21 protein-coding genes and 1 tRNA gene are annotated in these 22,576 nt (G+C 54.0%); 15 read left to right on the top strand and 7 right to left on the bottom strand.

The window, feature by feature from the left end; translation table 11 throughout:
• Positions 1 to 108 precede the first annotated feature (108 nt).
• Together chlG and IGQ15_RS06750 are read left to right on the top strand one after the other, a co-directional pair.
• The gene (gene chlG / locus IGQ15_RS06755; protein WP_297050048.1) at positions 109 to 1,104 is read left to right on the top strand and encodes a chlorophyll synthase ChlG; all 996 of its coding nucleotides are present in this window, start codon (positions 109 to 111) and stop codon (positions 1,102 to 1,104) included.
• Positions 1,105 to 1,112: 8 nt separating this feature from the next.
• A complete protein-coding gene (locus tag IGQ15_RS06750; RefSeq protein WP_297050047.1) occupies positions 1,113 to 2,030 on the top strand; it encodes an RluA family pseudouridine synthase in 918 nt (305 codons plus the stop codon).
• 29 nt (positions 2,031 to 2,059) lie between these two features.
• On the opposite strand, the gene IGQ15_RS06745 is transcribed toward IGQ15_RS06750, so the two are convergent.
• Positions 2,060 to 2,132, bottom strand: a tRNA-Ala gene (locus IGQ15_RS06745).
• Between the two features lie 166 nt (positions 2,133 to 2,298).
• Between IGQ15_RS06745 and IGQ15_RS06740 the strand changes: the two genes are divergently transcribed.
• From IGQ15_RS06740 to IGQ15_RS06730, 3 genes are all read left to right on the top strand, one after another.
• Positions 2,299 to 3,630, top strand: a complete 1,332-nt coding sequence (locus IGQ15_RS06740) for a PrsW family glutamic-type intramembrane protease (protein ID WP_297050045.1) — start codon at positions 2,299 to 2,301, stop codon at positions 3,628 to 3,630.
• 206 nt (positions 3,631 to 3,836) lie between these two features.
• On the top strand, positions 3,837 to 5,087 hold the full coding sequence (locus tag IGQ15_RS06735) for a branched-chain amino acid ABC transporter permease (RefSeq protein ID WP_297050041.1): 1,251 nt from the start codon (positions 3,837 to 3,839) through the stop codon (positions 5,085 to 5,087).
• On the top strand, positions 5,077 to 5,889 hold the full coding sequence (locus IGQ15_RS06730; RefSeq protein WP_363315804.1) for an ABC transporter ATP-binding protein: 813 nt from the start codon (positions 5,077 to 5,079) through the stop codon (positions 5,887 to 5,889). The genes IGQ15_RS06735 and IGQ15_RS06730 overlap by 11 nt, the downstream gene beginning before the upstream one ends.
• Before the next feature lie 201 nt (positions 5,890 to 6,090).
• Here IGQ15_RS06730 and dnaG read toward each other — a convergent pair whose 3' ends face one another.
• Positions 6,091 to 8,184, bottom strand: coding sequence for a DNA primase (dnaG, locus tag IGQ15_RS06725; protein WP_297050039.1), 2,094 nt, complete (start codon positions 8,182 to 8,184; stop codon positions 6,091 to 6,093).
• Between the two features lie 192 nt (positions 8,185 to 8,376).
• Between dnaG and IGQ15_RS06720 the strand changes: the two genes are divergently transcribed.
• On the top strand, positions 8,377 to 9,486 hold the full coding sequence (locus IGQ15_RS06720; protein WP_297050037.1) for an ATP-dependent 6-phosphofructokinase: 1,110 nt from the start codon (positions 8,377 to 8,379) through the stop codon (positions 9,484 to 9,486).
• A gap of 11 nt (positions 9,487 to 9,497) precedes the next feature.
• Here IGQ15_RS06720 and miaB read toward each other — a convergent pair whose 3' ends face one another.
• Positions 9,498 to 10,850: a tRNA (N6-isopentenyl adenosine(37)-C2)-methylthiotransferase MiaB gene (gene miaB / locus IGQ15_RS06715; RefSeq protein ID WP_297050034.1), complete on the bottom strand. Its 1,353-nt coding sequence runs from the start codon at positions 10,848 to 10,850 to the stop codon at positions 9,498 to 9,500.
• A 15-nt stretch (positions 10,851 to 10,865) separates the two neighbouring features.
• The gene (grpE, locus tag IGQ15_RS06710) at positions 10,866 to 11,582 is read right to left on the bottom strand and encodes a nucleotide exchange factor GrpE (protein ID WP_297050031.1); all 717 of its coding nucleotides are present in this window, start codon (positions 11,580 to 11,582) and stop codon (positions 10,866 to 10,868) included.
• 293 nt (positions 11,583 to 11,875) lie between these two features.
• Between grpE and IGQ15_RS06705 the strand changes: the two genes are divergently transcribed.
• From IGQ15_RS06705 to cobJ, 8 genes are all read left to right on the top strand, one after another.
• Positions 11,876 to 12,322, top strand: a complete 447-nt coding sequence (locus IGQ15_RS06705) for a hypothetical protein (protein ID WP_297050030.1) — start codon at positions 11,876 to 11,878, stop codon at positions 12,320 to 12,322.
• Between the two features lie 147 nt (positions 12,323 to 12,469).
• Positions 12,470 to 13,165, top strand: a complete 696-nt coding sequence (locus IGQ15_RS06700; RefSeq protein ID WP_297050026.1) for an aldehyde oxygenase (deformylating) — start codon at positions 12,470 to 12,472, stop codon at positions 13,163 to 13,165.
• Positions 13,166 to 13,209: 44 nt separating this feature from the next.
• Positions 13,210 to 14,238, top strand: a complete 1,029-nt coding sequence (locus IGQ15_RS06695; RefSeq protein WP_297050022.1) for a long-chain acyl-[acyl-carrier-protein] reductase — start codon at positions 13,210 to 13,212, stop codon at positions 14,236 to 14,238.
• Between the two features lie 23 nt (positions 14,239 to 14,261).
• A complete protein-coding gene (locus IGQ15_RS06690; protein ID WP_297050020.1) occupies positions 14,262 to 15,236 on the top strand; it encodes an acetyl-CoA carboxylase carboxyltransferase subunit alpha in 975 nt (324 codons plus the stop codon).
• The gene (locus IGQ15_RS06685; protein ID WP_297050018.1) at positions 15,233 to 15,940 is read left to right on the top strand and encodes an SDR family oxidoreductase; all 708 of its coding nucleotides are present in this window, start codon (positions 15,233 to 15,235) and stop codon (positions 15,938 to 15,940) included. Before IGQ15_RS06690 ends, IGQ15_RS06685 begins: the two co-directional genes overlap by 4 nt.
• A 47-nt stretch (positions 15,941 to 15,987) precedes the next feature.
• Entirely contained in the window at positions 15,988 to 16,662 is a 675-nt protein-coding gene (folE, locus tag IGQ15_RS06680) for a GTP cyclohydrolase I FolE (protein ID WP_297050016.1), read from the top strand.
• An 89-nt stretch (positions 16,663 to 16,751) separates the two neighbouring features.
• Complete coding sequence (locus IGQ15_RS06675) at positions 16,752 to 17,240, top strand: TM2 domain-containing protein (RefSeq protein WP_297050014.1); 489 nt, start codon at positions 16,752 to 16,754, stop codon at positions 17,238 to 17,240.
• A 3-nt stretch (positions 17,241 to 17,243) separates the two neighbouring features.
• The gene (gene cobJ / locus IGQ15_RS06670; protein WP_297050012.1) at positions 17,244 to 19,091 is read left to right on the top strand and encodes a precorrin-3B C(17)-methyltransferase; all 1,848 of its coding nucleotides are present in this window, start codon (positions 17,244 to 17,246) and stop codon (positions 19,089 to 19,091) included.
• On the opposite strand, the gene IGQ15_RS06665 is transcribed toward cobJ, so the two are convergent.
• Positions 19,065 to 19,424, bottom strand: a complete 360-nt coding sequence (locus IGQ15_RS06665; RefSeq protein WP_297050009.1) for a phage holin family protein — start codon at positions 19,422 to 19,424, stop codon at positions 19,065 to 19,067. The two genes, cobJ and IGQ15_RS06665, sit on opposite strands and share 27 nt — an antisense overlap.
• 17 nt (positions 19,425 to 19,441) lie before the next feature.
• Positions 19,442 to 19,654, bottom strand: coding sequence for a hypothetical protein (locus IGQ15_RS06660; RefSeq protein ID WP_297050007.1), 213 nt, complete (start codon positions 19,652 to 19,654; stop codon positions 19,442 to 19,444).
• A gap of 141 nt (positions 19,655 to 19,795) precedes the next feature.
• Here IGQ15_RS06660 and IGQ15_RS06655 point away from each other — a divergent pair, with 141 nt between their 5' ends.
• Positions 19,796 to 21,043 carry a site-2 protease family protein gene (locus IGQ15_RS06655; RefSeq protein WP_297050005.1) on the top strand — a complete coding sequence of 416 codons (1,248 nt, stop codon included), beginning with the start codon at positions 19,796 to 19,798 and terminating at the stop codon, positions 21,041 to 21,043.
• Between the two features lie 177 nt (positions 21,044 to 21,220).
• Here the strand turns inward: IGQ15_RS06655 and IGQ15_RS06650 are convergent, their stop codons facing one another.
• Positions 21,221 to 22,570: a lipid-A-disaccharide synthase gene (locus tag IGQ15_RS06650; protein WP_297050004.1), complete on the bottom strand. Its 1,350-nt coding sequence runs from the start codon at positions 22,568 to 22,570 to the stop codon at positions 21,221 to 21,223.
• Between the last annotated feature and the right edge of the window lie 6 nt (positions 22,571 to 22,576).

The raw sequence follows: 22,576 nt of genomic DNA, 5'->3' as shown, positions 1-22,576 counted from the left end.
ACAACTCTTAACATCCTGCCCACTCCAGAGGGCAACATGATCCCCCTAGGTGACGGAAGGTGAAACGACTATAATCATTGAGGTGATTGCTGAGCAAAACAGAGTGCTATGACGGAAACCCCCGATTCAACGACGACTTCAACATCCCCAGAAAGTACAACGGCAGCGGCACGTCAACTGCTGGGCATGAAGGGTGCCAAAAGCGGCGAAACCAATATCTGGAAAATTCGCCTGCAATTGATGAAGCCGATTACGTGGATTCCCCTCATGTGGGGTGTGGTCTGTGGTGCAGCGTCCTCGGGGGGATTTACATGGAGTCTGGAGGATGTGCTCAAGGCAGCTACCTGTATGCTGCTGTCGGGCCCTTTAATGGCCGGCTATACGCAAACGCTCAACGATTACTACGATCGCGAGATTGATGCGATTAATGAACCCTACCGTCCCATTCCTTCAGGGGCGATTTCCCTCAATCAAGTACGGGCACAGATTATCTTCCTCGTCGTTGCGGGTTTGGGTCTAGCTGTTCTACTCGATCTATGGGCTGACCACCCCACGTTTCCCGTCACCAAAATTGCCTTGCTGGGGGGCTTTTTGGCCTATATTTATTCCGCACCGCCCCTGAAACTAAAAAAGAATGGTTGGCTGGGAAATTATGCCCTAGGGGCCAGCTACATTGCCTTACCGTGGTGGGCAGGTCACGCCCTTTTTGGCGACTTGACGCCGAGGATTGTGATCTTGACGTTGATTTACAGTTTGGCGGGCTTGGGCATTGCCATTGTCAATGACTTCAAAAGCGTGGAGGGCGATCGCCAACTCGGCTTGGCGTCCTTGCCGGTGATGTTTGGGGTCACCACCGCCGCATGGATTTGTGTTCTGATGATTGACATTTTCCAGTTGGGGATTGCGGGCTACCTGATGGCGATCCATGCCAATTTTTATGCAGTGCTGCTGATTTTGCTGATTATTCCCCAAATTGTCTTTCAGGATATGTACTTCCTGCGGGATCCCTTGCAAAACGATGTCAAGTACCAAGCCAGTGCTCAACCTTTTCTCGTGTTAGGGATGTTAGTGGTGGGTTTAGCCCTTGGGCATACACTGGTGTAGTTGGGGGCATGAGGACATCGCTGACCTTCAAGGTAGAAAAGGGGGGCGATCGCCTCGATACCTTCCTTGCCCAACAGCATCCTGAATTGTCGCGATCGCGCTGGCAGCAATTGATCCAACAGGGGCATGTACGCCTCAATGGCCAAGTTTGCGATCGCAAAAATCAGTCCCTCAGTGGTGGTGAGGTACTGGAGGTGGTGCTCCCTGAACCAGAGCCATTGGATTTACTCCCTGAACCCCTACCCCTGAGTATTCTCTACGAAGACGATGAGTTACTGATTCTCAATAAACCCGTGGGTTTAGTGGTGCATCCTGCCCCTGGTCATAGCCACGGTACGCTAGTTCATGGTCTATTAGCTCACTGTCCTGATTTGACGGGCATTGGTGGTGTCCAGCGGCCGGGAATTGTGCATCGCCTAGACAAAGACACCTCTGGGGTTATGGTTGTTGCCAAAACGGAGTTTGCCCTCCACCATCTGCAACAACAATTGAAAGCACGGCAAATGCAGCGCCACTACCTTGGTGTTGTCTATGGTCAGCCCCCTGAGGACACTGGAACCGTCATTGCCCCCATTGGTCGTCACCCCGTGGCTCGCAAAAAGATGGCGGTGGTGCCCCCGGAAAAAGGCCGCACAGCAATTACTCACTGGTACGTGAAGGAGCGCTTTCCCCACTGTGCGCTTGTGGAGTTCCACCTTGAAACAGGTCGTACCCATCAAATTCGGGTCCATGCCGCCCACTTGGGTTGGCCACTGTTGGGGGATCCCCTCTATGGCCGGGGCACACCGCTAAACGTGAAGCTTCCTGGCCAAGCTCTCCATGCCTATCGCCTACAGTTGCAGCATCCATGTACTGGCAAAGAGATCGTGGCGATCGCCCCCCTGCCAGAGCATTTAGAAAAACTACTGCGCATATTGCGCCAGTAAGTCCTTAATTCAGATTGTCCTCGCTCGGATGGAGCTAAGCGGATTCGAACCGCTGACCCCTTCAATGCCATTGAAGTGCTCTACCAACTGAGCTATAGCCCCGAATCAGCAGAATCTTATCATCGCCCAAAGTACTGCCCTTTGTCAACACAAAGCAAACCACTCCCCCCGTTTCCCTGTCCCTTGTGCTGGCGCGATCGCCCTCTTGATCCAAGGAAGTATCAAGTACCCAGTGTATAGTGGGTGTGAGTGCTGAGCAGGTAGGACTTTGGGAGTCTCATCGTCCCCCTTGCAGTTGATACGGGTACTAATGAATCGCGATCGCTCCCCCCTCAATCCAACGCTGAAGTATGTGGGTATGCTGCGGCAAGTCTCCCCTGAAATGGGGCAGTTTTGGCTCTCCCAAGAGGATGTGACGATTATTGGCCGTGATCCTGATACGTGCCATATTGTCCTTGACGCTCACATTTATACTTCTGTTTCCCGCCACCATGCCCAACTCACCTGTCAAAAACGGGGCGGCATTCCCGTGTGGACGATCGCAGACCTTGGGAGTGTCAATGGGACTTATGTCAATCAACAGCGAGTAGAGACCTTAACTGTTCTCCATGCGGGCGATCGCATTCAATTGGGGCGCCAAGGGCCTGAATTTGTCCTAGAATACCTCCCCCTCACCGAAGTCGTGAGCACCCAGCCCGATCAACCCCTCACCCTCACCCAACTCCTGCCCATTTTTGCCATTCATCCCGACTGGGTACGCAAAGCCTATCTAGTACCGGGGATTGTCACGGTTGTGGCGGTCATCCTGCTTTTTGCCACGGCTGGCTCCCCCGATGCGTTCAAGGTCATCTTGGCGCTCTATTTGGGCAGTGCTGCCTATTACTTTATCTATCAACTCTGTGGCAAACGCAAACCTGCATGGGTTCTACTGGGCACGTTGACGCTGGAAATTTTGATTCTGCAAAGCCCGATTTTGCCAGCCATGATCCATCTCTTTCGCACCGTTTTACCCGGCCAACTGCATCCGCCCCATCCTTCATTTTGGGTGTTATTCAGTCGCAACTTCATTGGTGCTGGGTTAATGGAAGAGCTACTCAAGGCGTTACCGATTATCGTGGTCTATGGGTTAGGGCGATGGCTCCCGAGTCCATGGAAACAGAAGGTGGGGGTATGGGAACCCCTCGATGGCATTCTCTTGGGAGCGGCTGCCGGCCTCGGTTTTACGTGGACAGAAACCCTTGGGCAATATGTCCCTAGTATTGCGGGTCAATTTGGTAATTTAGCTGGTCTGCAAGTGCTGATTCCCCGGGTCTTGGGATCCCTAACGGGGCACATGGCCTACACCGGCTACTTGGGCTATTGTGCGGGATTGAGTGTACTGCGCCCCCATCGAGCACCCTTGATTTTAATGGTTGGCCTAGGTCTAGCGGCCTTTCTCCATGCTCTTTGGAATACGGCTGCCGCCCGTTTTGGTCCGATGGGTTTGGCAGTGGTGGGGATTTTGGCCTATGTATTTCTCACCGCTGCCATTTTGAAAGCGCGTCAACTGTCCCCGACACGATCGCAAAACTTTGCCACTCGGTTCTATGGTTATCGCTAGGTATGTACAGGGACTTGTTTTCAGATGTGCGCAGCTTTGTCCCATCCTGCCCTCCAATGATTGGCTGACTTTTCTAGTATGCGTTTGTCCTGTAGGTACAGGCGCAAGCATTGGTGTATAAAATAGATTCATTTTGATTCCTTCATCCACTGGCGCGATCGCAACAGCGCAGCGGAACTGTATCGCCCCTAACTTCGATGATCTAAATGGTTGGCTATCTCATTTCCCTTGGTATCTTCACTGCCACCTTTGCCCTTTTTAGCTTGGGGCTGAATTTGCACTGGGGTTATACGGGGCTAATTAACTTTGGCCATGTTGGCTTTTTGGCCATTGGTTCCTACACCACGATTTTGTTGGGGATTGCTGGCGTGCCGATGTTTTTTGCGGTATTTGCTGGGGTGGTGCTGGCGATGGGACTGGGCTTTTCAATGGGGATGGCTACGCTGCGACTGCGGGAAGATTACCTCGCGATTGTGACAATCGGCATGGCGGAAATTGTCCGCTTGATTGCCCTCAATGAGGATTGGCTAACCCGAGGCGGTCGGGGGGTGTATGGCTTTCCGCTGCCCTTTGCTCAGTTCAATCCCAATATACCGACCAAGCTGGGAATGATTGCTCTTTTTTGGGCTGTGGTGGGGGCGGCTGCATGGCAGTGGTGGCAATGGTTAGAGCGGCAGTATGGGCGATCGCGCCTCCGCTGGTTACTTCCGAGCTATGCGGCTTTATTGATTGCCGGTACCCTCAGCCTTTGGGCAACATTGCTCCCCTTGAGCTTAGGACGGGAAATAGCCATTTTTCCCCTGGTGTTGACCCTGCTGACCCTTGGGGGGGCGATCGCCCTTGTGAGCCACTATTGCCGTCCAGACAAACCAGCGGTAATTCCCATTGCCCTGAATACCTTAGCCGCTGCCCTAGGGGGTCTCGTGGTCAAAGCCCTTACCCTTGGCCTGTGGGATTTTAGTTACCGGGCTGGGCTGTTGTGGCTGTTGGTCTTGGTTTTGGCCTTAGTGGTCTGGCAGTTAGAGCGTTTGATTCATTCCCCTTGGGGACGGGTGCTCAAAGCAATCCGCGAAGATGAGGAGGTGGCCAAAGCTCTAGGCAAGAATGTCTTTGCCTACAAAATGCAGTCGCTGCTGTTGGGGGGAGCGATCGCGGCGGTAGCAGGCTCCTTTTATGCGTGGCAGCTCACATTTATTAACCCCGACGGTTTCGTATCCCTAATTACATTTCAGGGGTGGACAATTGTCGTTTTAGGGGGCGCAGGCAATAACATGGGTCCTCTCCTCGGCGCTGCTCTCTTTTGGGCCTACACTGCGCTGACCCGCTTTATTCCCCTTGATGGCGGTCGCCTAGAGGCTCTGCGGATGATGCTCATTGGCCTTGTCCTCATTATCTTGATGATGTGGCGACCCCAAGGTATTTTGGGCAAAAAGGAGGAACTCAGCCTTGGTCGATGAATCTTCTCTTGCGCCCGTCCCTAGCAGTGTCAGTCAAGTCTTGCCCGCAGACCTCCTATTGGCTACGGAGCTATGCAAAAGTTTTGGTGGTATTCGCGCGGTGGATCATGCGGAAATTCGGGTTGCACGCGGCAGTATCACCGGTCTCATTGGTCCCAACGGTGCCGGCAAAACCACCCTATTCAACCTGTTGTGCAACTTCATCACCCCCGACCAAGGCCGTGTGATTTTTGATGGTGTCCCCATTAGCCATTTGCCCCCCCACCAAGTTGCCCTTCAGGGACTCCTGCGCACTTTCCAAGTGCCCCGTGTACTCTCGCGCCTATCAGTTCTTGAAAATATGCTCTTGGCCGCACCACTGCAAACCGGGGAGAAGTTTTGGAATAGTTGGCTGCAACCCCTGCGCATCCGCCAAGAGGAACAGGAACTGCGGCAACGGGCGTGGGCAATTTTGGAGTCTGTGGGGCTAGCGGCCAAGGCCAATGACTATGCGGGTGCATTGTCCGGAGGGCAGCGCAAACTCCTCGAAATGGGGCGGGTGATGATGCACCGTCCCCGCATGGTACTCCTCGATGAGCCAACCGCCGGCGTCAACCCGACCTTGATCAACCAAATCTGCGAGCATATTGTGCGCTGGAATCAAGGGGGCGTGACGTTTCTGATTATTGAACACAATATGGATGTGGTAATGTCCCTATGTCAGCACATCTGGGTCTTGGCAGAGGGGAAAAATCTTGCTGATGGGCCGCCAAGGGAGATTCAAACCAATCCTGAGGTCTTGAGAGCTTACCTCGGACAATAAGTTCTTTGTGGCAGGCCAATCATGCGCAAGAACCTTCAGGCCTTAGGAGGCAGTTTTGCTCTTTTTACTTTTTCATTTTCCGTCACATTGCTGAGTGCTTTGGACGTGATTCTCGCCTCTCTTATTTGTCACTTGACATTGAGATGAATTCTGAGGTACCGCCCTTTTCACAGGGATGGCCCACACTCAACAGCGTGAAAGCTAATCAGGATAGCCACGGATCACCGCCAAGGAAGGACAGCGCTGCTGATCCAATTGCTGGAGGTATTGGCGATGCTGGTAGTAGTCACGGCGCAGTTGCTCAAGGCGTTTCAGCCGCTCGGGTGCTACACTGGGAATATTGTCAATCTTACTGTCGTTGTTGGTGAGTAAGTGATCCAGATAGTGGCGTAGGGCTTCACTGGGGGGAGATTCACTTAAAATCAGGTCAACAGTTTCCTGCCAAGACTGAAGGATGTGGCGACAGCGCTTTTCAACGGCAATGCGCTCAAGGGCGGCGGCGGCGGCTTGGATGACTAGCTCGGGGCGCTCGAGACTGACGGCAGTGGTTTCATCTAAATGTAGGAGCGGAGTTATCAGAGAAGTTTCTGCTGCTTCGCCTAGGCGATCAAAAAGATGGGTGACCAAATCCAAGTCTGTCAGTGGTGTCCCGGTCTCCGTGGGTGAATGCAGTGGCCACTCGGCGGTATAGGGATCATCCGGCGCAGGCAGACCCGCACACTGTTCTTCTTCAATCCCTAGGATTTGCCGCCACAGCCAACGATGGTGGGAGAGGCTAAATTCAATCTCCCGGGCTTGCAGCGTTTGCCGAATTAGGGGGCGATATTCCCCACAGTGGAGGTAGAGGCGCAGTAGCTGTTCTTCAGCCGCTTGACGCAAATTATAGTCCGCTGGACGTTGCCATTTTTGCGATCGCCCCTGCCAGCGCTGACCCCGTACCTGTTGCCGCAGGGATTCTTCAAGGCGGAGGATAAAGCGACTATCGTGGCCTCCCAATAGCTCAGCACAGTGGTGAATGTAGTGGCTACGCAGTGTGGCATTGGGGAGTTTGCCCAAGAGTTGGCTCAGGGCTTGGCTCGCCTGCTGAAACTGATCGCTTTGGTCGAGATCGTACTGCTGCACGATGGTTTGGATTTGCCAATCGAGCCAGAGGGGCGCTTGATCTAAGAGCGTTTGGTAGCGATCGCGGCGTACCTCTAAAGACTCAGCAGCATCCGTGAAAAAGTCAGCAGCATCTTTACCCGCCGGTAACGTGAGAATGCGCAGTCGCAGATCTCCCCGATAGGCCAAATCCGCAGCCTCGCCAATGGCGCGATCGGCAGCCCGTTGTCCCGCTGTGTCCGCATCAAAGTTGAGAATAATTTGCTTCGACTCGGTGTAGCGCAGTAGCAACTTAATTTGGGCTTGACTGAGGGCAGTCCCTAAACTGGCCACCGCTTGGGGAAACCCCGCTTGGTGCAGCACCATGACATCAAAGTAGCCCTCAACAACAATCGCCTGATCGGTTTGGACAATCGCTTGGCGTGCCTTATCAAGGCCAAAGAGTAATTGCCCCTTGTTAAAAATGGGGGTTTCTGGGGAGTTGAGATACTTCGGCTCTTCGTTCCTCAGGGTACGACCGCCAAACCCCACCACCCGTCCTTGGGCATCCATAATCGGGATCATCAGGCGATCGCGAAAGCGGTCATAGTAGCCGTCCCCTGTCTGCCGAGGTATAATCAAGCCCGCCTGCTCAACTAAAGTCGCAGGGTATCCCTTTTGCTCCACAAGATATGTGTAGAGCACTTGCCAACCTGCAGGGGCATAGCCCAAGCGAAATTGCTGAATCGTGTCCTCTTGCAGATGGCGTTGCCGCTGCAAATAGTCTTGAGCTAGTTGACCAATGGGCTGCCGCAGGGCGTGTTCATAGAAACTGGTGGCGATCGCCAGAATCTCATACAGTTGCTCTTGAAGGGACAGCCGCGCTTGTAGGGCCTGTTTTTGCTCACTATCGAGGGTGCGTACCGGAATCTGATGGCGCTGGGCAAGGTCGAGCACCACCTCGGCAAAGGAGCGTTTTTGCAGTTCCATCAGGAACTTAATGGCATTACCCCCAGCACCACAGCCAAAACAATAGTAAAAACCCTTGAGGGGGCTGACCGTAAAACTGGGGGTTTTCTCCTCATGAAACGGACAACAGCCAACGTATTCTCGCCCACGCTTGCGTAGGACAACGTGCTCGGCCACCACATCGACAATGTTGACCGCTTGGCGCACAGCCTCAATCGTATCGGGGTGTAGGCGAGGAATGTCCATAGATCATTAGCTTAGCCGATCCCCCAAGTCAGATATTCGCCGCTGCAAAATTCAACGATTCCTAAGCATGTTGCAAGCTCTTAACTCAAGCAGTCAAGGGCGATTGACCTTCGCTAGGATGTTGACAGTGCCGTTGTCAGGCGCAGAGGCAGGCTTTGAGGCCATAACCGTTCACATAGGGAGCCAGTATTCATGAGTACCAGCCGCAAACGATTGGGTGTGTTCACCAGTGGCGGAGATTGCCCAGGTTTAAATACGGCCATCCGTGCCATTGTTGCCCATGCCACCTTAAGTTACGGTTGGGAGGTGCTTGGCATTCTCCATGCCACTCAGGGGTTAATTGAGCGGAAGGCGATCCCCCTCAATGCAGAGGGCCTCGGGGGAATGGATGTACTGCTCAACATGGGGGGAACCATTCTCGGAGCAATTAATAAGGGCGATACCCTTGGCCATGCCGATGAAGTGATTGCTGGGTACTATGAATTGGGCTTGGATGCCCTCATTGCCATTTGTGGCGATGGCAGCCTGAAAATTTTGCATCAACTGGCGCAAAAGGGAAACTGGAATTTCCTTGCCGTGCCGAAAACCATTGATAACGATGTCGCCTTGACCGATCGCGCCATTGGCTTTGATACCGCTGTCAACATTGTTGTCGAAGCTCTGAGTCGCATTACCTCGACCGCCGCGAGCCATGATCGTGTTTTTGTGGTGGAAGTGATGGGGCGCACCGCTGGTCACTTGGCTCTGTATTCCGGCATTGCTGGGGGCGCGGATATTATCCTGATTCCAGAAATTCCCTACTCCATTGAAGGTATTTGCCAGCACCTCCAGAAGTTGCGCGATCGCTGGGGACGTAAGTTTGCCCTCATCGTCGTTGCCGAAGGCGCCAAGGAACTAGAACAAGACGCCAACCATCGCCGCCATTGTAGTATTGGCCAGTATATTGCCGATAAAATTGCCCAGCACAGTCCCATCCCCATTGAGCTACGGGTCTCGGTGTTGGGTCATATTCAGCGGGGGGGTGCCCCGATGGCCATGGATCGGCTGCTGGCAGCAGGTATGGGCAATACCGCTGTAGATTTGGCGGCTCAAGGGACGTTTGACCGCATGGTGGCGTGGCAGGCAGGACAAGTGGTGACCGTGCCCATTGCCGATGTTGTTGCTAAATGCCCGCGCCATGTGGATCCCAATAGCTTCTTGATTCGTACGGCTCAAGGCTTGGGAATTTACGTTGGCGATAAACCGATGCTGCCCTATGTAGATCCCACCCTCTGCCGCGATGAAGTGATTTGTGCGATCTAGACCCCACTGAGTTAGCCAACCAAGGAATGCTCCGCAAGGGGCACGCCACTGAGGCTAAAGGCTCGTGCCTCGGTAATGCGGACACGCACCAGTTGTCCCCGTAGGGTCTCAATATCGCCGGGCAGGTACGTGAGGCGGTTGCCATCCGTGCGGCCATAGACTTGTTGGGAATCCTTGGGATTCACCCCCTCCACCAGCACCACCTCTTCCCGTCCAAGATAGCGTTGGGAGCGATCGCCAGCGATCGTGGCCACTAAATGATTCAGCCGTTGGAGGCGATCTTCTTTAATCTCTTCCGGTACTTGATTCTCCCACTTGGCCGCTAGCGTATTCGGGCGCGGAGAATAGGCCGCCGTATTTAGTTGGTCAAATCCCACCTCCGCCACCAGATCCAGTGTGCGCTGGAATTGTGCTTCCGTTTCGCCGGGAAAACCAACAATGGCATCCGCACTAATGGCAGCATCCGGCATATAGCGGCGAATCGTTTCAATGATTTGTAGGTAACGCTCGCGAGTATAGCCCCGTGCCATTGCCTTGAGAATCTCATTATCCCCCGACTGAAAGGGAATGTGGAAATGCTTACACACCTTGGGAAGTTCGGCACAGGCTCGAATCAAGCGCTCCGTAAAATAACGGGGATGGCTGGTGGCAAAGCGAATCCGCTCAATCCCAGCAACATCATGGATGTAATAAAGCAAATCGGTAAACGTGTGCTGTCGCCGCCCCTCTGGGGTAATTCCCGGCAAATCACGACCGTAGGCATCAATGTTTTGCCCGAGGAGTGTCACTTCCTTGTAGCCTTGAGCCGCCAGTTCCTCAATTTCAGCGCGGATTGCCTCGGGTCGGCGGGATTGCTCTTGCCCCCTTACCCCCGGCACCACACAGTAGGTACAACGCTCATTACAGCCATAAATCACATTGACCCAAGCAGTGACCCTACTATCGCGACGGGGTTTGGTAATGTCCTCAACAATGTGCAGTGGCTCCGTTGCCACCACTTGGCTGCCATTCCACACCTGCTCCAGCAGCTCGCCAAGGCGATTGGCATACTGTGGTCCCATTACCAAATCCACCTCAGGAACTCGCCGCAGCAATTGTTCCCCCTCCTGTTGAGCCACACAACCGGCCACAATCAGCGTTAGGTTGGGGTCTTGATGCTTACGCTTGGCCTGCCGCCCTAGGTAAGAATAGAGCTTTTGCTCCGCATTGTCGCGAATCGTGCAGGTGTTGTAGAGCAAGACATCGGCCTCATCTGGCTCGGCGACCGGTTCTAAACCCATCGCTTCTAAGACCCCGGCCATGCGCTCGGAGTCGGCTTTGTTCATTTGGCAGCCAAAGGTGGTGATGTAGTAGCGACGTGGCATTCCTTTGAAGTGCCCCTATACATCCGTCACATCATTGGTGGGGTTCATATCACTGGCACTACCCTCTTCAGGGGGAGCGGCCACTTTGACCATGGCATGGCGCAACACGCGATCGCCTAGCATATACCCCCGCTTCAGTTCTTCAATCACCGTGCCTTCAGGATGTTCATTCGTTGCTTCCCGCAGCACCGCCTCGTGGAGATTGGGATCAAAGGGCTTGCCTTTGGCCTGCATTGCCGAAACGCCAATGCGCTTGAGGCACTCCACCAGTTGCTTGTAAACCCCCTGATAGCTGCGGTGAATTTTTTCTTCCGCCTCTGTTTCCGTTTGAATGTGGGTGCGGGCTAGCTCAAAGCTATCCACCACCGGCAGTAAATCAGCAATGACACTGCACTTGATCTGTAGCTCTAGTTCCTCTTTTTCCCGCTGGGTGCGTTTGCGGAAGTTTTCAAAGTCAGCGGCAAGGCGCATATATTGGCTATTGCGCTCCTCCACCACCTGCGAAAGACTAGCCTTGGCAGCTTCAAGGGCAGCAATTTTCTCTAGCAAGTCTGTTGCATCCGCAGAGGTCGACTCAGATGCTTGAGTCTCTTCGGTTGTGGTGGCCTCTGCATGATTCTCAACGACCTCAACGCTAATTTCGCCTTCTTGGGTTTCAGCAGCGGGGTTGGTTACGGTTTCATCACTCATAGGTTGACTCAGGTTATGCCCTCTAGACTGTGGATTGCGCACCGCAGTGCGTTTAACTCATCCAATCGTTTTAGCCTATCACTTTACCCATTGTATCAATAGGGGCGAGGCATCCGTCTATTACGGACTTCTCTACTACGGCTGTTGTCCCAAGGCTGGCACGCAGCCAAAAACCTGAGGGGCACTGAGGATTGCATCCCCTTTATGGATCACATACTTTATCACATACTTTTAGGGCAAGGTCTGTACCGGTCTTGGAACTGGAAGATTTAGTTACTCGTCCCTTAAGGGGTACATAACTGCCAAAGCAAAGTTTAGGAGTGGGAGTTTGCGTGATGTCCTTTCGCCCTATGACATTCAGTCTGATTCTAACCGGCGCGTTGACAGGTGTCAGTCCAGTGCTGGCACAGACAGAGCCACCACCACGGGAAAACTTTAATCCCTTTGGAGTAGATAATCCAGTCCTACAGCGGGCACGGAATTGGGCACGACAGGCGGCAGAGCGAGCCAATGGCGGGTTGAGTCGCTACCGCGCTGAAGCGTCCATGTTTGGGCCTGCGAGTCAATCCCCCTACAGAGACAATGGTGATGGTACGTTTACCTTTCGCTTTCTAGGGGGGCCACCTGCAGAACCGCCAATGATTGAAAGTATCATCACGGTCAACCCCGACCCAAGCAATCCGATGATCCGCATTGACTACAATGGCCCTATTCAGTCGGCAGCTCCTCCTCCTCAACCGTTCCCAGAAGTGCCACCCCCAAGTAATATGGGCCGCTTTTAGCGCTATCGGTGCATAGAGATTCGCCTATTCAAGAACTCGAAAATCTCTGGCACGCTGCCCCTCGTCAGGGGATCGCTGTTGCGGTATGATAACGGAAGCCCTGCTACCTCATAACCTCTAATAAATTTGTGTTTAGGAGAGTTCGCAATGACAACGGCTACCGCTACCCCTGAGTTGGACTACCATAGCGATCGCTACAAGGATGCCTACAGCCGCATCAACGCCATTGTCATTGAAGGTGAACAGGAAGCTCACGACAATTACATTGGCTTAGCCAAGCTGCTGCCTGAGCACCAAGAAGAACTCACCCGCCTTGCCAAGATGGAAGCCCGCCACAGAAAGGGGTTTGAGGCCTGTGGTCGCAATCTGAGCGTGACCCCAGATATGGAATTTGCCAAAGCGTTCTTTGAAAAGCTGCACGGTAACTTTCAAGCGGCGCTGGTGGAGGGGAAAATTGCGACTTGTCTGCTGATTCAGGCTTTGATCATCGAGTGCTTCGCGATCGCCGCCTACAACATCTACATCCCAATGGCGGATCCCTTTGCCCGCAAAATTACTGAGGGCGTGGTCAAGGATGAGTACAGTCACCTCAACTTTGGCGAAATCTGGTTAAAGGAAAACTTTGAGAGTGTCAAAGCGGAAGTTGAAGAAGCCAATCGCGCCAACCTGCCCTTGGTCTGGAGAATGCTCAACCAAGTGGAAGCGGACGCCAAAGTGCTCGGCATGGAAAAGGATGCCCTTGTGGAAGACTTCATGATTCAGTACAGCGGTGCCCTAGAAAATATTGGCTTTACCACCCGCGAAATTATGAAGATGTCGGTTTATGGCCTAACTGCGGCATAATGGTGGCTCAATATATCGTTACATTTTAGTCACCGCACGCTTGTATGTTTGGATTAATTGGTCATCTGACGAATCTGGAGCACGCCCAAGCCGTTGCCCACCAGTTAGGGTATCCCGAATACGCCGATCAAGGCTTGGAATTTTGGTGTATGGCACCGCCACAGATCGTCGATGAAATTACGGTGACGAGCCTCACGGGCAAAACTATCTATGGCAAATACGTCGAGTCCTGCTTCTTGCCGGAAATGCTGACCAACCAGCGGGTGAAGGCGGCGACTCGCAAAATCATTAACGCCATGGCTCATGCCCAAAAGCATGATATTGATATTACGGCGCTGGGCGGCTTCTCCTCAATTATCTTTGAGAACTTTGATCTGGAGAAAATGTCCCACGTGCGCAATATTGAGCTAGACTTTCGCCGCTTTACCACGGGGAATACCCACACCGCCTATATCATCTGCCAACAAATTGAGCAGGCGGCGCCTCAAGTGGGGATTGATTTGCGTCAGGCAACTGTGGCTGTCTGTGGGGCTACGGGGGATATTGGCAGTGCCGTCTGCCGTTGGTTGAATACTTGTTTGGACGTGCAGGATCTCTTACTGGTGGCACGGAATCGCGATCGCCTGCTGGAGCTACAGGCGGAATTGGGACGGGGGAAAATTCTCGACCTCATGGATGCCCTACCCCTGGCGGATATTGTGGTTTGGGTGGCCAGTATGCCCAAGGGAGTCGAGCTGAGTGTTGAGCAGTTAAAACGCCCCTCACTGATGATTGATGGCGGTTACCCCAAAAATATGGGCACTAAAATTCAGCATCCGCAGATCCATGTTCTCAATGGTGGCATTGTCGAGCACGCCCTCGATATTGACTGGAAAATTATGGAAATTGTGAATATGGATGTCCCCTCGCGGCAGATGTTTGCCTGTTTTGCGGAAGCCATGCTTTTAGAGTTTGAGGGCTGGCATACCAATTTCTCTTGGGGCCGCAATCAAATCACTGTGGAAAAGATGCAGCAAATTGGCGAGGTCTCCCGCAAACACGGATTTCAGCCACTACTGTTGAACCCTCAGTAAAACCAAAAGGAACCCAATCGCCTATGGCAAACGAACGTCGCACGCTTCTGTTGGAGTTTGAAAAGCCCCTCGTGGAGCTAGAGGCTCAAATTCAGCAGGTGCGGGATAAGTCCTCGGAGTTTGGCGTTGATGTCTCGGAGCAAATCCGTGAATTGGAAGAGCGTGCCAAACAACTGCGCTATGAAATTTTCAGTAAGCTGACGCCGGGGCAAACCCTTCAGGTGGCTCGCCATCCGCGCCGTCCCAGCACGTTGGATTACATTCAAGCCATTAGCGAAGAGTGGATTGAACTCCATGGCGATCGCCGAGGCAGCGATGATCCGGCCATTGTCGGCGGGATTGGTCGCCTTAATGGTCAACCGGTCGTAATGTTAGGTCAGCAAAAGGGGCGGGACACCAAGGACAATGTGGCGCGTAATTTTGGCATGGCGTCACCGGGGGGCTATCGCAAAGCCCTGCGTCTGATGGAGCACGCCAATCGCTTTCAAATGCCCATCCTTACCTTTATTGACACGCCAGCGGCTTGGGCAGGGGTGGATGCGGAAAAGTTTGGTCAAGGGGAAGCCATTGCCTACAATCTGCGGGAGATGTTTCGCTTTGAGGTGCCCATTATTTGTACTGTGATTGGTGAAGGTGGGTCAGGGGGAGCGTTGGCTATTGGGGTTGGCGATCGCCTGCTGATGTTTGAGCACGCCGTCTATAGTGTGGCGCCCCCGGAAGCCTGTGCCGCGATTCTCTGGCGCGATGCCCAAAAGGCGCCCCAAGCGGCGGAAGCGCTGAAAATTACGGCTCGCGACCTACTGAAGCTGGGGATTATTGATGAAATTGTGCCTGAACCCGTCGGCGCTGCCCATAGCAACCCCGTAGAAGCGGCGGAAAACCTCAAGGCCGCTCTCCTACGAAATTTGGCGGAAGTGCAAGCCCTCAGCAGCAGTGAACGGCGGGAGTTGCGCTATCAGAAGTTTCGGCGCATGGGCGTCTTCAGTGAAGTGGTATGACCCAACAAGTCTTAATCACGGGAGCCAGTAGTGGCATTGGAGCCGCCACGGCCATTGCCTTTGCCCAAGCGGGGTTTAATGTGGTGCTGTTGGGGCGATCGCCCGCCAAACTTGCTGCCGTTCATGCCCAAGTAGTGGCCTGTGGGGTTGAAGCCCATACATTTAGCGTGGACTTTAGCGATCCTGAACCCCTGCGATCGCGCCTTGATGAGATTCTCGCTAGGGTTGGCGATGTCCATGTACTGGTGAATAACGCCGGTATGGCCAGAACTGTGCCCTTGATTGATCAACCCTTGGCGGACTGGCAGCAGATTCTTAACGTCAACCTCACCAGTGCCCTCATCTGCTCTCAAGCGGTACTGCCGCAACTGCGATCTCGCCAGTGCGGTACGATAGTAAATGTTGTTTCAATTGCTGGACGCCAAGTTTTTCCCGACTGGGGCGCCTACTGTGTCTCGAAGTTTGCCCTCATGGCCTTGACCAAAACGATGGCGGCTGAAGAACGCGCCCACGGTATCCGTGTGATTGCCATCTGTCCCGGCGCCGTTGATACCCCCATTTGGGAAGACGTAGCAGGAGACTTTGACCGCACGGGGATGTTAACCCCCGAACACGTTGCTAACACGATTTTGTACACGACTCAATTGCCGCAAACGGTTTTTGTGGAAGAGCTAGTGGTCATGCCCCTCGGCGGAACCCTCTAGGCTCCCTTTGTCCTTCACTTGTCACTCTTTCTATGACAACGTTCAATATGCCCGATTCGATCATTAACGGTAAAGCCACCACTCCGGCAATTCTGCCCGATCGCAACACGCACCAAGGCAAAGAAGCGATTCCCCACCCACCCCCCCCAGATCTTGCCAAAGAAGAAATGATGGCCGCAGTGCGCACAATTCTGCTGAATGTGGGTGAAGATCCCGATCGCGAGGGGTTACTGAAAACCCCCAAGCGGGTTGCTGAAGCGATGCAATTTCTCACCAGTGGCTACAGTCAATCCCTTGAAACCCTTGTCAACGGCGCGATTTTCGATGAAGGCCACGATGAAATGGTTTTAGTGCGCGACATTAACTTCTTTAGCCTCTGTGAGCATCACATGTTGCCTTTCATTGGCAAAGCCCACGTGGCCTATATCCCCAATCAGCGGGTGATCGGCCTCAGTAAATTGGCACGGGTTGTCGAAATGTATGCGCGGCGGCTACAAGTGCAGGAACGCCTGACCCGTCAAGTGGCCGAAGCCATTGAAACAGTTCTCGAGCCCAAGGGAGTGGCTGTGGTCATGGAAGCAAGTCATATGTGCATGGTGATGCGCGGTGTCCAAAAACCCGGCTCTTGGACAGTGACCAGTTCGATGCTGGGGGTTTTTCGTGAAGATCAAAAGACTCGTGAGGAGTTTCTGAATCTGATTCGTCATCAGCCGAATTTCTAGGACGTATCCTTGGGGGGCGATCGCTAGCCCCCGCAGTGGTTCTCAGAAACTTAGGTTAGGATGAGAAGTAGCGGAATCTTTCTGAGATCATGGTGCAAACACTCCATTTTTCCCGTCATCGCCAACGCTTGCAAACCCAGCCAAAATTCCTCAAGGTGGGGGTTGCCTATCTGCTGTGGTGCTTGAGCTTTGGGGGTTTCTGTGGCCTGCAACGCTTCTATGTCGGCCAGCCGATTATTGGCTTTTTGTACCTGATCACCTTTGGCTTTTGTGGCATCGGTCAATTCATTGATCTCTTTTTGATTCCGGGGATGGTGGATCACCGCAATACCTACCTGCGGGGGCGTTATCTGACCGCATGGGACCAAGCCGACCTCAACCCCGCGACACCGATGCACCGCTTACTGCAAGTGGCTAAGGAACACGGCGGCGTCCTTTCTGCTGCCCAAGCCGCACTTTACACCCATTTTAATGCCCAAACCGTTGAGGAACTGCTCTTTGAAGCCCAACGCCTCGGCTACGCCACAGTATTTAATGATCCAGAAACGGGCGCAGTGCGCTATCGCTTTGATGTCTAGTTCATGCCACGGTTAGACAATTTTCAACCCATTGGGGCGATCGCCACCACTGCCCAGGGGCTAGCTCAACTGCAACGTCTTGTTGACACGGGGATTCCTCTCAGTATCTGGGTACCCAGCCATTTAGCATCGACGCACCCTAGGGTACAAACCTACGATCGCCCCCTTGCCGCGCATCTCGAAAACCACTGGTGCCACTATCCGGCTTGGATTTTTGCCCTCGCCTGCGGTGCTGTGGTGCGGTTAATCGCGCCCCTGTTGACCCACAAAAGACAGGATCCGGCAGTCTGCGTTCTTTCTGAGGATGGTCAATGGATGGTGAGTTTGCTAGGCAGTCATGGGGCTGGGGGCGATCGCCTGTGTCAAGTCCTCAGCGCCACCATTGGTGCAACACCGATTCTCACGGGGGCAAGTCATGCCCAAGGCTACTTTGCTGTGGATACGTGGGGAACAGTCTTGGGGTGGCAACGGGGGGCAGGAGACTGGAATGCGATTGCCCGTCAACAGGCTCAAGGAAAACCGCTGCAAGTGTATCAAACCTGCGGTAGTTCCTTGTGGCGCACGGCTCTCAAGTCCGATCACTCCCTTGAGTTTGTCAGCACCCCACCCCTAGAAAATGCCGTTTGGATTACCGAAAAAGCGTTACCCCCCTCTCTGACCTCAGGTGTGGCTTGGCATCCACGGGTACTGTGGCTAGGCATTGGCTGTGAACGGGGAACATCGGCAGCCCTGATCCAACAGGCCATTGATCATACCCTTGCCCAAGCCGGGTTAAGTCCGCTGGCGATCGCTGGCCTGGCCAGTATTGATCGCAAAGCCGATGAAGTGGGGTTATGTCAGGTGGCTGAGGCGCACGATTGGCCAAGCCGCTGGTTTTCCGCTCAAGAATTGGCGCCTGTTACCGTACCCACCCCCTCAGCAATTGTGGCCGCAGAAATGGGAACGCCCAGTGTGGCTGAAGCCGCAGCAGTGTTAGCCAGTGAGGGGGGGCGTTTAATCGTTCCTAAGCAGATTTACCGTCAAGGGGGTGAACCCGGGGCGGTGACGATCGCCATTGCCCAATCTGAACAGGAATTCATTCCTCGCCAAGGTTCCTTGAACCTCATTGGTACTGGTCCGGGGGCATTGGATCAACTCACCGTCGCAGCCCGCTCTGCCCTTTTGGCCGCCGATATTCTCGTGGGCTATGCCCTTTACCTAGAATTGCTGGCTCCCCTCCGGCGACCGGGACAGATGGTTGCTGCGTATACGATTACCCAAGAGCGACAACGTGCCCAAGCGGCGATTGATCTGGCACAGTGGGGACTCAATGTCGCTGTGGTCTCTTCGGGCGACTGTGGCATCTATGGCATGGCGGGTCTTGTGCTGGAGCTACTGGCAGAAGCGGGTATCAGTGATTTACCTGTAGAGGTGTTGCCGGGGGTAAGTGCTGTTAATGCTGCGGCGGCTCGTTTGGGAGCGCCCCTGATGCACGATTTTTGTACGATTAGCCTCAGCGATCGCCTGACCCCTTGGCCAGTGATTAAGAAACGCCTACAGGCAGCCGCAGAAGCAGATTTTGTGACTGCTCTTTATAACCCCCGTTCCCGCGATCGCCAACAGCAACTGGTGGACGCCAAAGCCATTTTCTTAGAATATCGTTCACCGCAAACACCGGTAGCGATCGTCCGTGCCGCCTATCGCCCTGAGGAGCACATCACCCTCACCACCCTTGGGGCATTTGCACCAGAAACAGTGGATATGTTCAGCTTGGTACTGATTGGCAATGCCAGCACCCGCCGCTTCCATGATTGGCTGATTACCCCTCGCGGCTATTTAGCAACCCTACAGCAAGCTTGCCCGACCCAGTAAACTAAAGCAAACCCCGCTAACAATACTGAGGGCGATCGACCCGAAAAAGGCACTCCAAAAGCCATTGCGTAGTCTAAAGCCATCCACAAGGGCTGCCGCAAGGGCAAAAATGGCGGCATTGATAATCAGGGCAGCCAAGCCAAACGTTAGAAAAATAAAGGGGAAAGCAAAGAATTTCAAGATAGCCCCTAGCGTGGCATTCAGCAAACCAAAAACAATCGCCGACCACAGCGCCGTTGTGAATTGATCAATTTCCACGCCCAAAAATGGGAGGCGCGACACAATAAACAAACTAATACTGGTCACAATCCAAGTAATGAGTAAACCCCCCATACGCAGCTCCCCACAATTTAGAGAACAATCAAGAAAAAGGGCAATACAGGTACGCCAAGGGTGACACTGAACCAGTAGCTGACCAGACTGAGGAGAAGGCTCAGGAGCAGTGAGAGACACAATGACCACAGCAAATGGGAGCCAAACTCCTGCAACCCTTGCCAAAAGGAGTCAAAGGGCACGTCTAGGACCTGGCCATTGGCAGACACCAGGACAGGGGCTTGAGACATTACACCATCCTCTAGCAGCGTTACCTTTATTTTAGGCCAGAGATGAGAAGGTCACGTTTTGAGACATAAATTCTTGTTAAGCGACGCGCCATCAGAATCTGGGGCGATAATAGATAAAGAGCGCGATGCACTGAGGTCGGCATGGGACAAGGTTGGCAAGTGGGGCGTGTCTTTGGCATTCCCCTCTACATTGATCGGTCGTGGTTTCTGGTGATTCTGCTGTTTACCTTTCTCAATGGCAGTGACTGGCAGGCCACGTACCCGCAGTGGGGAGCCGGGGTATGGGTAATGGGATTTGTCGTTTCCCTGCTGTTGTTTGCTTCAGTCTTGCTCCATGAATTGGGGCACAGCTTGGTGGCACGTTCCCAAGGGATTACAGTGCGCTCGATTACCCTCTTTCTCTTTGGTGGCATGGCGGCCATTGAACGGGAATCCAATACCCCCGGTCAAGCCTTTCAGGTGGCGATCGCGGGGCCTTTGGTGAGTTTTGCCCTTTTTGCCCTGTTGCAGGGGGCTGCCGTGGTACTGCCGGGGGATCATCCCCTCCATGAACTGTTGCTCTATCTGGCCAATATCAACTTTGTCTTAGGGGGCTTTAACCTCTTGCCGGGACTTCCCCTCGATGGTGGCCAAGTGCTTAAGGCAGCCGTTTGGAAATTGACAGGCAATCGCTTTCAGGGGATGTGCTGGGCGGCGCGATCGGGACAACTGTTGGGCTGGTTGGCCATTAGTTTTGGGCTGTTTGTGACCCTCCTTGGCAGCGGCAATGGCCTGTGGTTGGGTCTGTTGGGGTGGTTTGCCCTGCAAAATGCCACACTCTACAATCGCCTTAGCCAACTTCAAGAAGCATTGGTTACCCTGACGGCGGCCGATGCGATGACACGAGATTTTCGGGTGATTGAGGGAACGGTATCGCTGCGGGAGTTTGCCGATCGCTATCTCCTGCTGGCCGATCGCCAGCCCGCGGCCTACTTTGTCGCCACCGATGGTCGCTACCGGGGCTATTTAGATTCCCAAGCCCTGAACCATGTGGAGCGCAGCCGCTGGGAAGTGACGCCCGTCAAAGAGTTAGCCGTCCCCTTGGGGGCGATCGCCACCGTCAAAGAATCAGACTCTCTCGCCAAGACGGTTTGCACTCTAGAGGAGCAGCAGCAACGCTTTGTTACGGTTCTAACCCCTGCGGATGCCGTGGCCGGCGTCATTGATCGCGGCGATGTCCTACTAGCTCTAGCCAAACGGTTGCACTGGCAACTGGGCAAACAGGATATTCAACGCCTCAAGCAAGAAAGGCACTATCCCCCTGAACTGCAATTATTGGAATTGGCAAAAACAGCACTGCAATTTCAGGGGAGCGATCGCGGCACACCACTCGTTTCTCAAGTCCGCTAAGAATTTTTTCATGGCTTACGCATCCAGCACTAGATGACGCTGGGCATGAGCCAGCGGGTGATGGTGGACGCGTTGCGATGGAGCAATGGGGCCATTTGGGGGCGGCGGTGGACAAGTCCTGGCTTGAGCCAGTAGAGCATCTGCCAGTGTTCCTGCTGTCGGTGCCTACATTGTGATTCAACCTCGATCGCTGGCAGCCCGACCCGCCACCTGAAGGGTCAAATCCACCAATTTTGCCGCTGCCCCCGCCGACCCCACCTGCTGCCGCAAGTCCTGCCGCATCTGATGCAATTTCTGAGGATGGCTCAATAAAGACTGAATTTGATCAGCAACCACCGCTGGCTCAATGGGACCCACCAGCTCCGGTACGATTTCTCTGCCGGCCCAGATATTTGGCCACGCCTTGTAGCCAAGACCCTGTTTCACCAAGTCCCAGTCTATCTCTGGCGATCGCCACAACTGCCAAAATCGCCGCCAGCCCAATCCTTTGGCAACCAGTGCCCAAAACACTAGCGCCGTCCACTGCCGCCCGACCGCCGGCAAGCCCACCAGCAATCCGGCCAGCCCATCCCAAGGGTGTGCTCGCTGTACTCGCAGTTGTTGGGCAGGTAAAAGAACAATCATCGGCACATTCAAAGCAGCCAGTTCAGCGGTATTGGCGCCAACCGTCGTCACACAGAGGGCAACCTGCCGCAGCAGGGGATAGTTGGGTAACTGCTGCCAGAGATAGATCTTCGTCCCCCTCGGCGTCTCCAGATAGGGTAGTCCTTCACTGGGTTGGATGAGTGTGGCAGTTGTGCCCTCAACGTGCTTGAGTTCGGGATTAAAGCAAGGATCGGCGTAGCAACTGAGGGTCTTGAGCGTCAGGGTCGGTGCCACTGGAATCACACACTGCATCGGGGGATCAGCAGCAGCTAAATGATCGGCAATCGCCAGCGAAAGGGGCACCCCCAGCTTGAGTTTATTGGGCTTGGAACCCACCATCAGACCGACAAGGGGAGCATCTGAGGCAACGCCTAACTGTTGGCGCACATCAGGCAGAGAATCGAGGGCAAGGGCTTGCACATCGGTCATCAAATCCCCCACCACGGCCACCTTGGCTGCTGTTTTGCCCACGGGTAGAGGACGCCGCAGCCCAATGCCATCCACCCACCCTTGCCAGCGTGCCTGCCACTCACAATAGAGCACACAGCGATAGCCTAGGCGCTTGGCCAACAGTACCGCAAGGAGTTGATCGCCCCCCAAGAAGACCACAACCCCTTGGGGAAACCAATCCCAATTGCGACGAGTGGTCTTTGTGCGCACGAGGTGCCAAAACTCTGCGGCGGGCAGCACCCGATCCACCCCCGGGTAGCGGCGCGCAATCTCCGCTTCCAGACCACTGGCATGGGGACAGGGAACAATTACCACTGAAACTCGCAGCCCCTCTTTGACCTGTTGCCGCAGCGTTGTTACAAAGGGATAAACCCAGGTGGCCAGTTCACCGGGGCCATTGCTAACAACGATAACTTCAAGGGGAGATGTCATAGGTTA

Origin of the sequence: Thermosynechococcus sp. M98_K2018_005 (assembly GCF_015295825.1) — a bacterium.
Lineage (GTDB): Bacteria > Cyanobacteriota > Cyanobacteriia > Thermosynechococcales > Thermosynechococcaceae > Thermosynechococcus.
This window is presented reverse-complemented; position numbering and strand designations above follow the sequence as displayed.

Coding starts and splice junctions, on each gene's coding strand:
- chlG (WP_297050048.1), top strand. CDS start 109: ATGACGGAAACCCCCGATTCAACGACGACTTCAACATCCCCAGAAAGT.
- IGQ15_RS06750 (WP_297050047.1), top strand. CDS start 1,113: ATGAGGACATCGCTGACCTTCAAGGTAGAAAAGGGGGGCGATCGCCTC.
- IGQ15_RS06735 (WP_297050041.1), top strand. CDS start 3,837: ATGGTTGGCTATCTCATTTCCCTTGGTATCTTCACTGCCACCTTTGCC.
- dnaG (WP_297050039.1), bottom strand. CDS start 8,184: ATGGACATTCCTCGCCTACACCCCGATACGATTGAGGCTGTGCGCCAA.
- IGQ15_RS06720 (WP_297050037.1), top strand. CDS start 8,377: ATGAGTACCAGCCGCAAACGATTGGGTGTGTTCACCAGTGGCGGAGAT.
- miaB (WP_297050034.1), bottom strand. CDS start 10,850: ATGCCACGTCGCTACTACATCACCACCTTTGGCTGCCAAATGAACAAA.
- IGQ15_RS06705 (WP_297050030.1), top strand. CDS start 11,876: ATGTCCTTTCGCCCTATGACATTCAGTCTGATTCTAACCGGCGCGTTG.
- IGQ15_RS06700 (WP_297050026.1), top strand. CDS start 12,470: ATGACAACGGCTACCGCTACCCCTGAGTTGGACTACCATAGCGATCGC.
- IGQ15_RS06695 (WP_297050022.1), top strand. CDS start 13,210: ATGTTTGGATTAATTGGTCATCTGACGAATCTGGAGCACGCCCAAGCC.
- IGQ15_RS06690 (WP_297050020.1), top strand. CDS start 14,262: ATGGCAAACGAACGTCGCACGCTTCTGTTGGAGTTTGAAAAGCCCCTC.
- IGQ15_RS06685 (WP_297050018.1), top strand. CDS start 15,233: ATGACCCAACAAGTCTTAATCACGGGAGCCAGTAGTGGCATTGGAGCC.
- folE (WP_297050016.1), top strand. CDS start 15,988: ATGCCCGATTCGATCATTAACGGTAAAGCCACCACTCCGGCAATTCTG.
- IGQ15_RS06675 (WP_297050014.1), top strand. CDS start 16,752: ATGGTGCAAACACTCCATTTTTCCCGTCATCGCCAACGCTTGCAAACC.
- cobJ (WP_297050012.1), top strand. CDS start 17,244: ATGCCACGGTTAGACAATTTTCAACCCATTGGGGCGATCGCCACCACT.
- IGQ15_RS06665 (WP_297050009.1), bottom strand. CDS start 19,424: ATGGGGGGTTTACTCATTACTTGGATTGTGACCAGTATTAGTTTGTTT.
- IGQ15_RS06660 (WP_297050007.1), bottom strand. CDS start 19,654: ATGTCTCAAGCCCCTGTCCTGGTGTCTGCCAATGGCCAGGTCCTAGAC.
- IGQ15_RS06655 (WP_297050005.1), top strand. CDS start 19,796: ATGGGACAAGGTTGGCAAGTGGGGCGTGTCTTTGGCATTCCCCTCTAC.
- IGQ15_RS06650 (WP_297050004.1), bottom strand. CDS start 22,570: ATGACATCTCCCCTTGAAGTTATCGTTGTTAGCAATGGCCCCGGTGAA.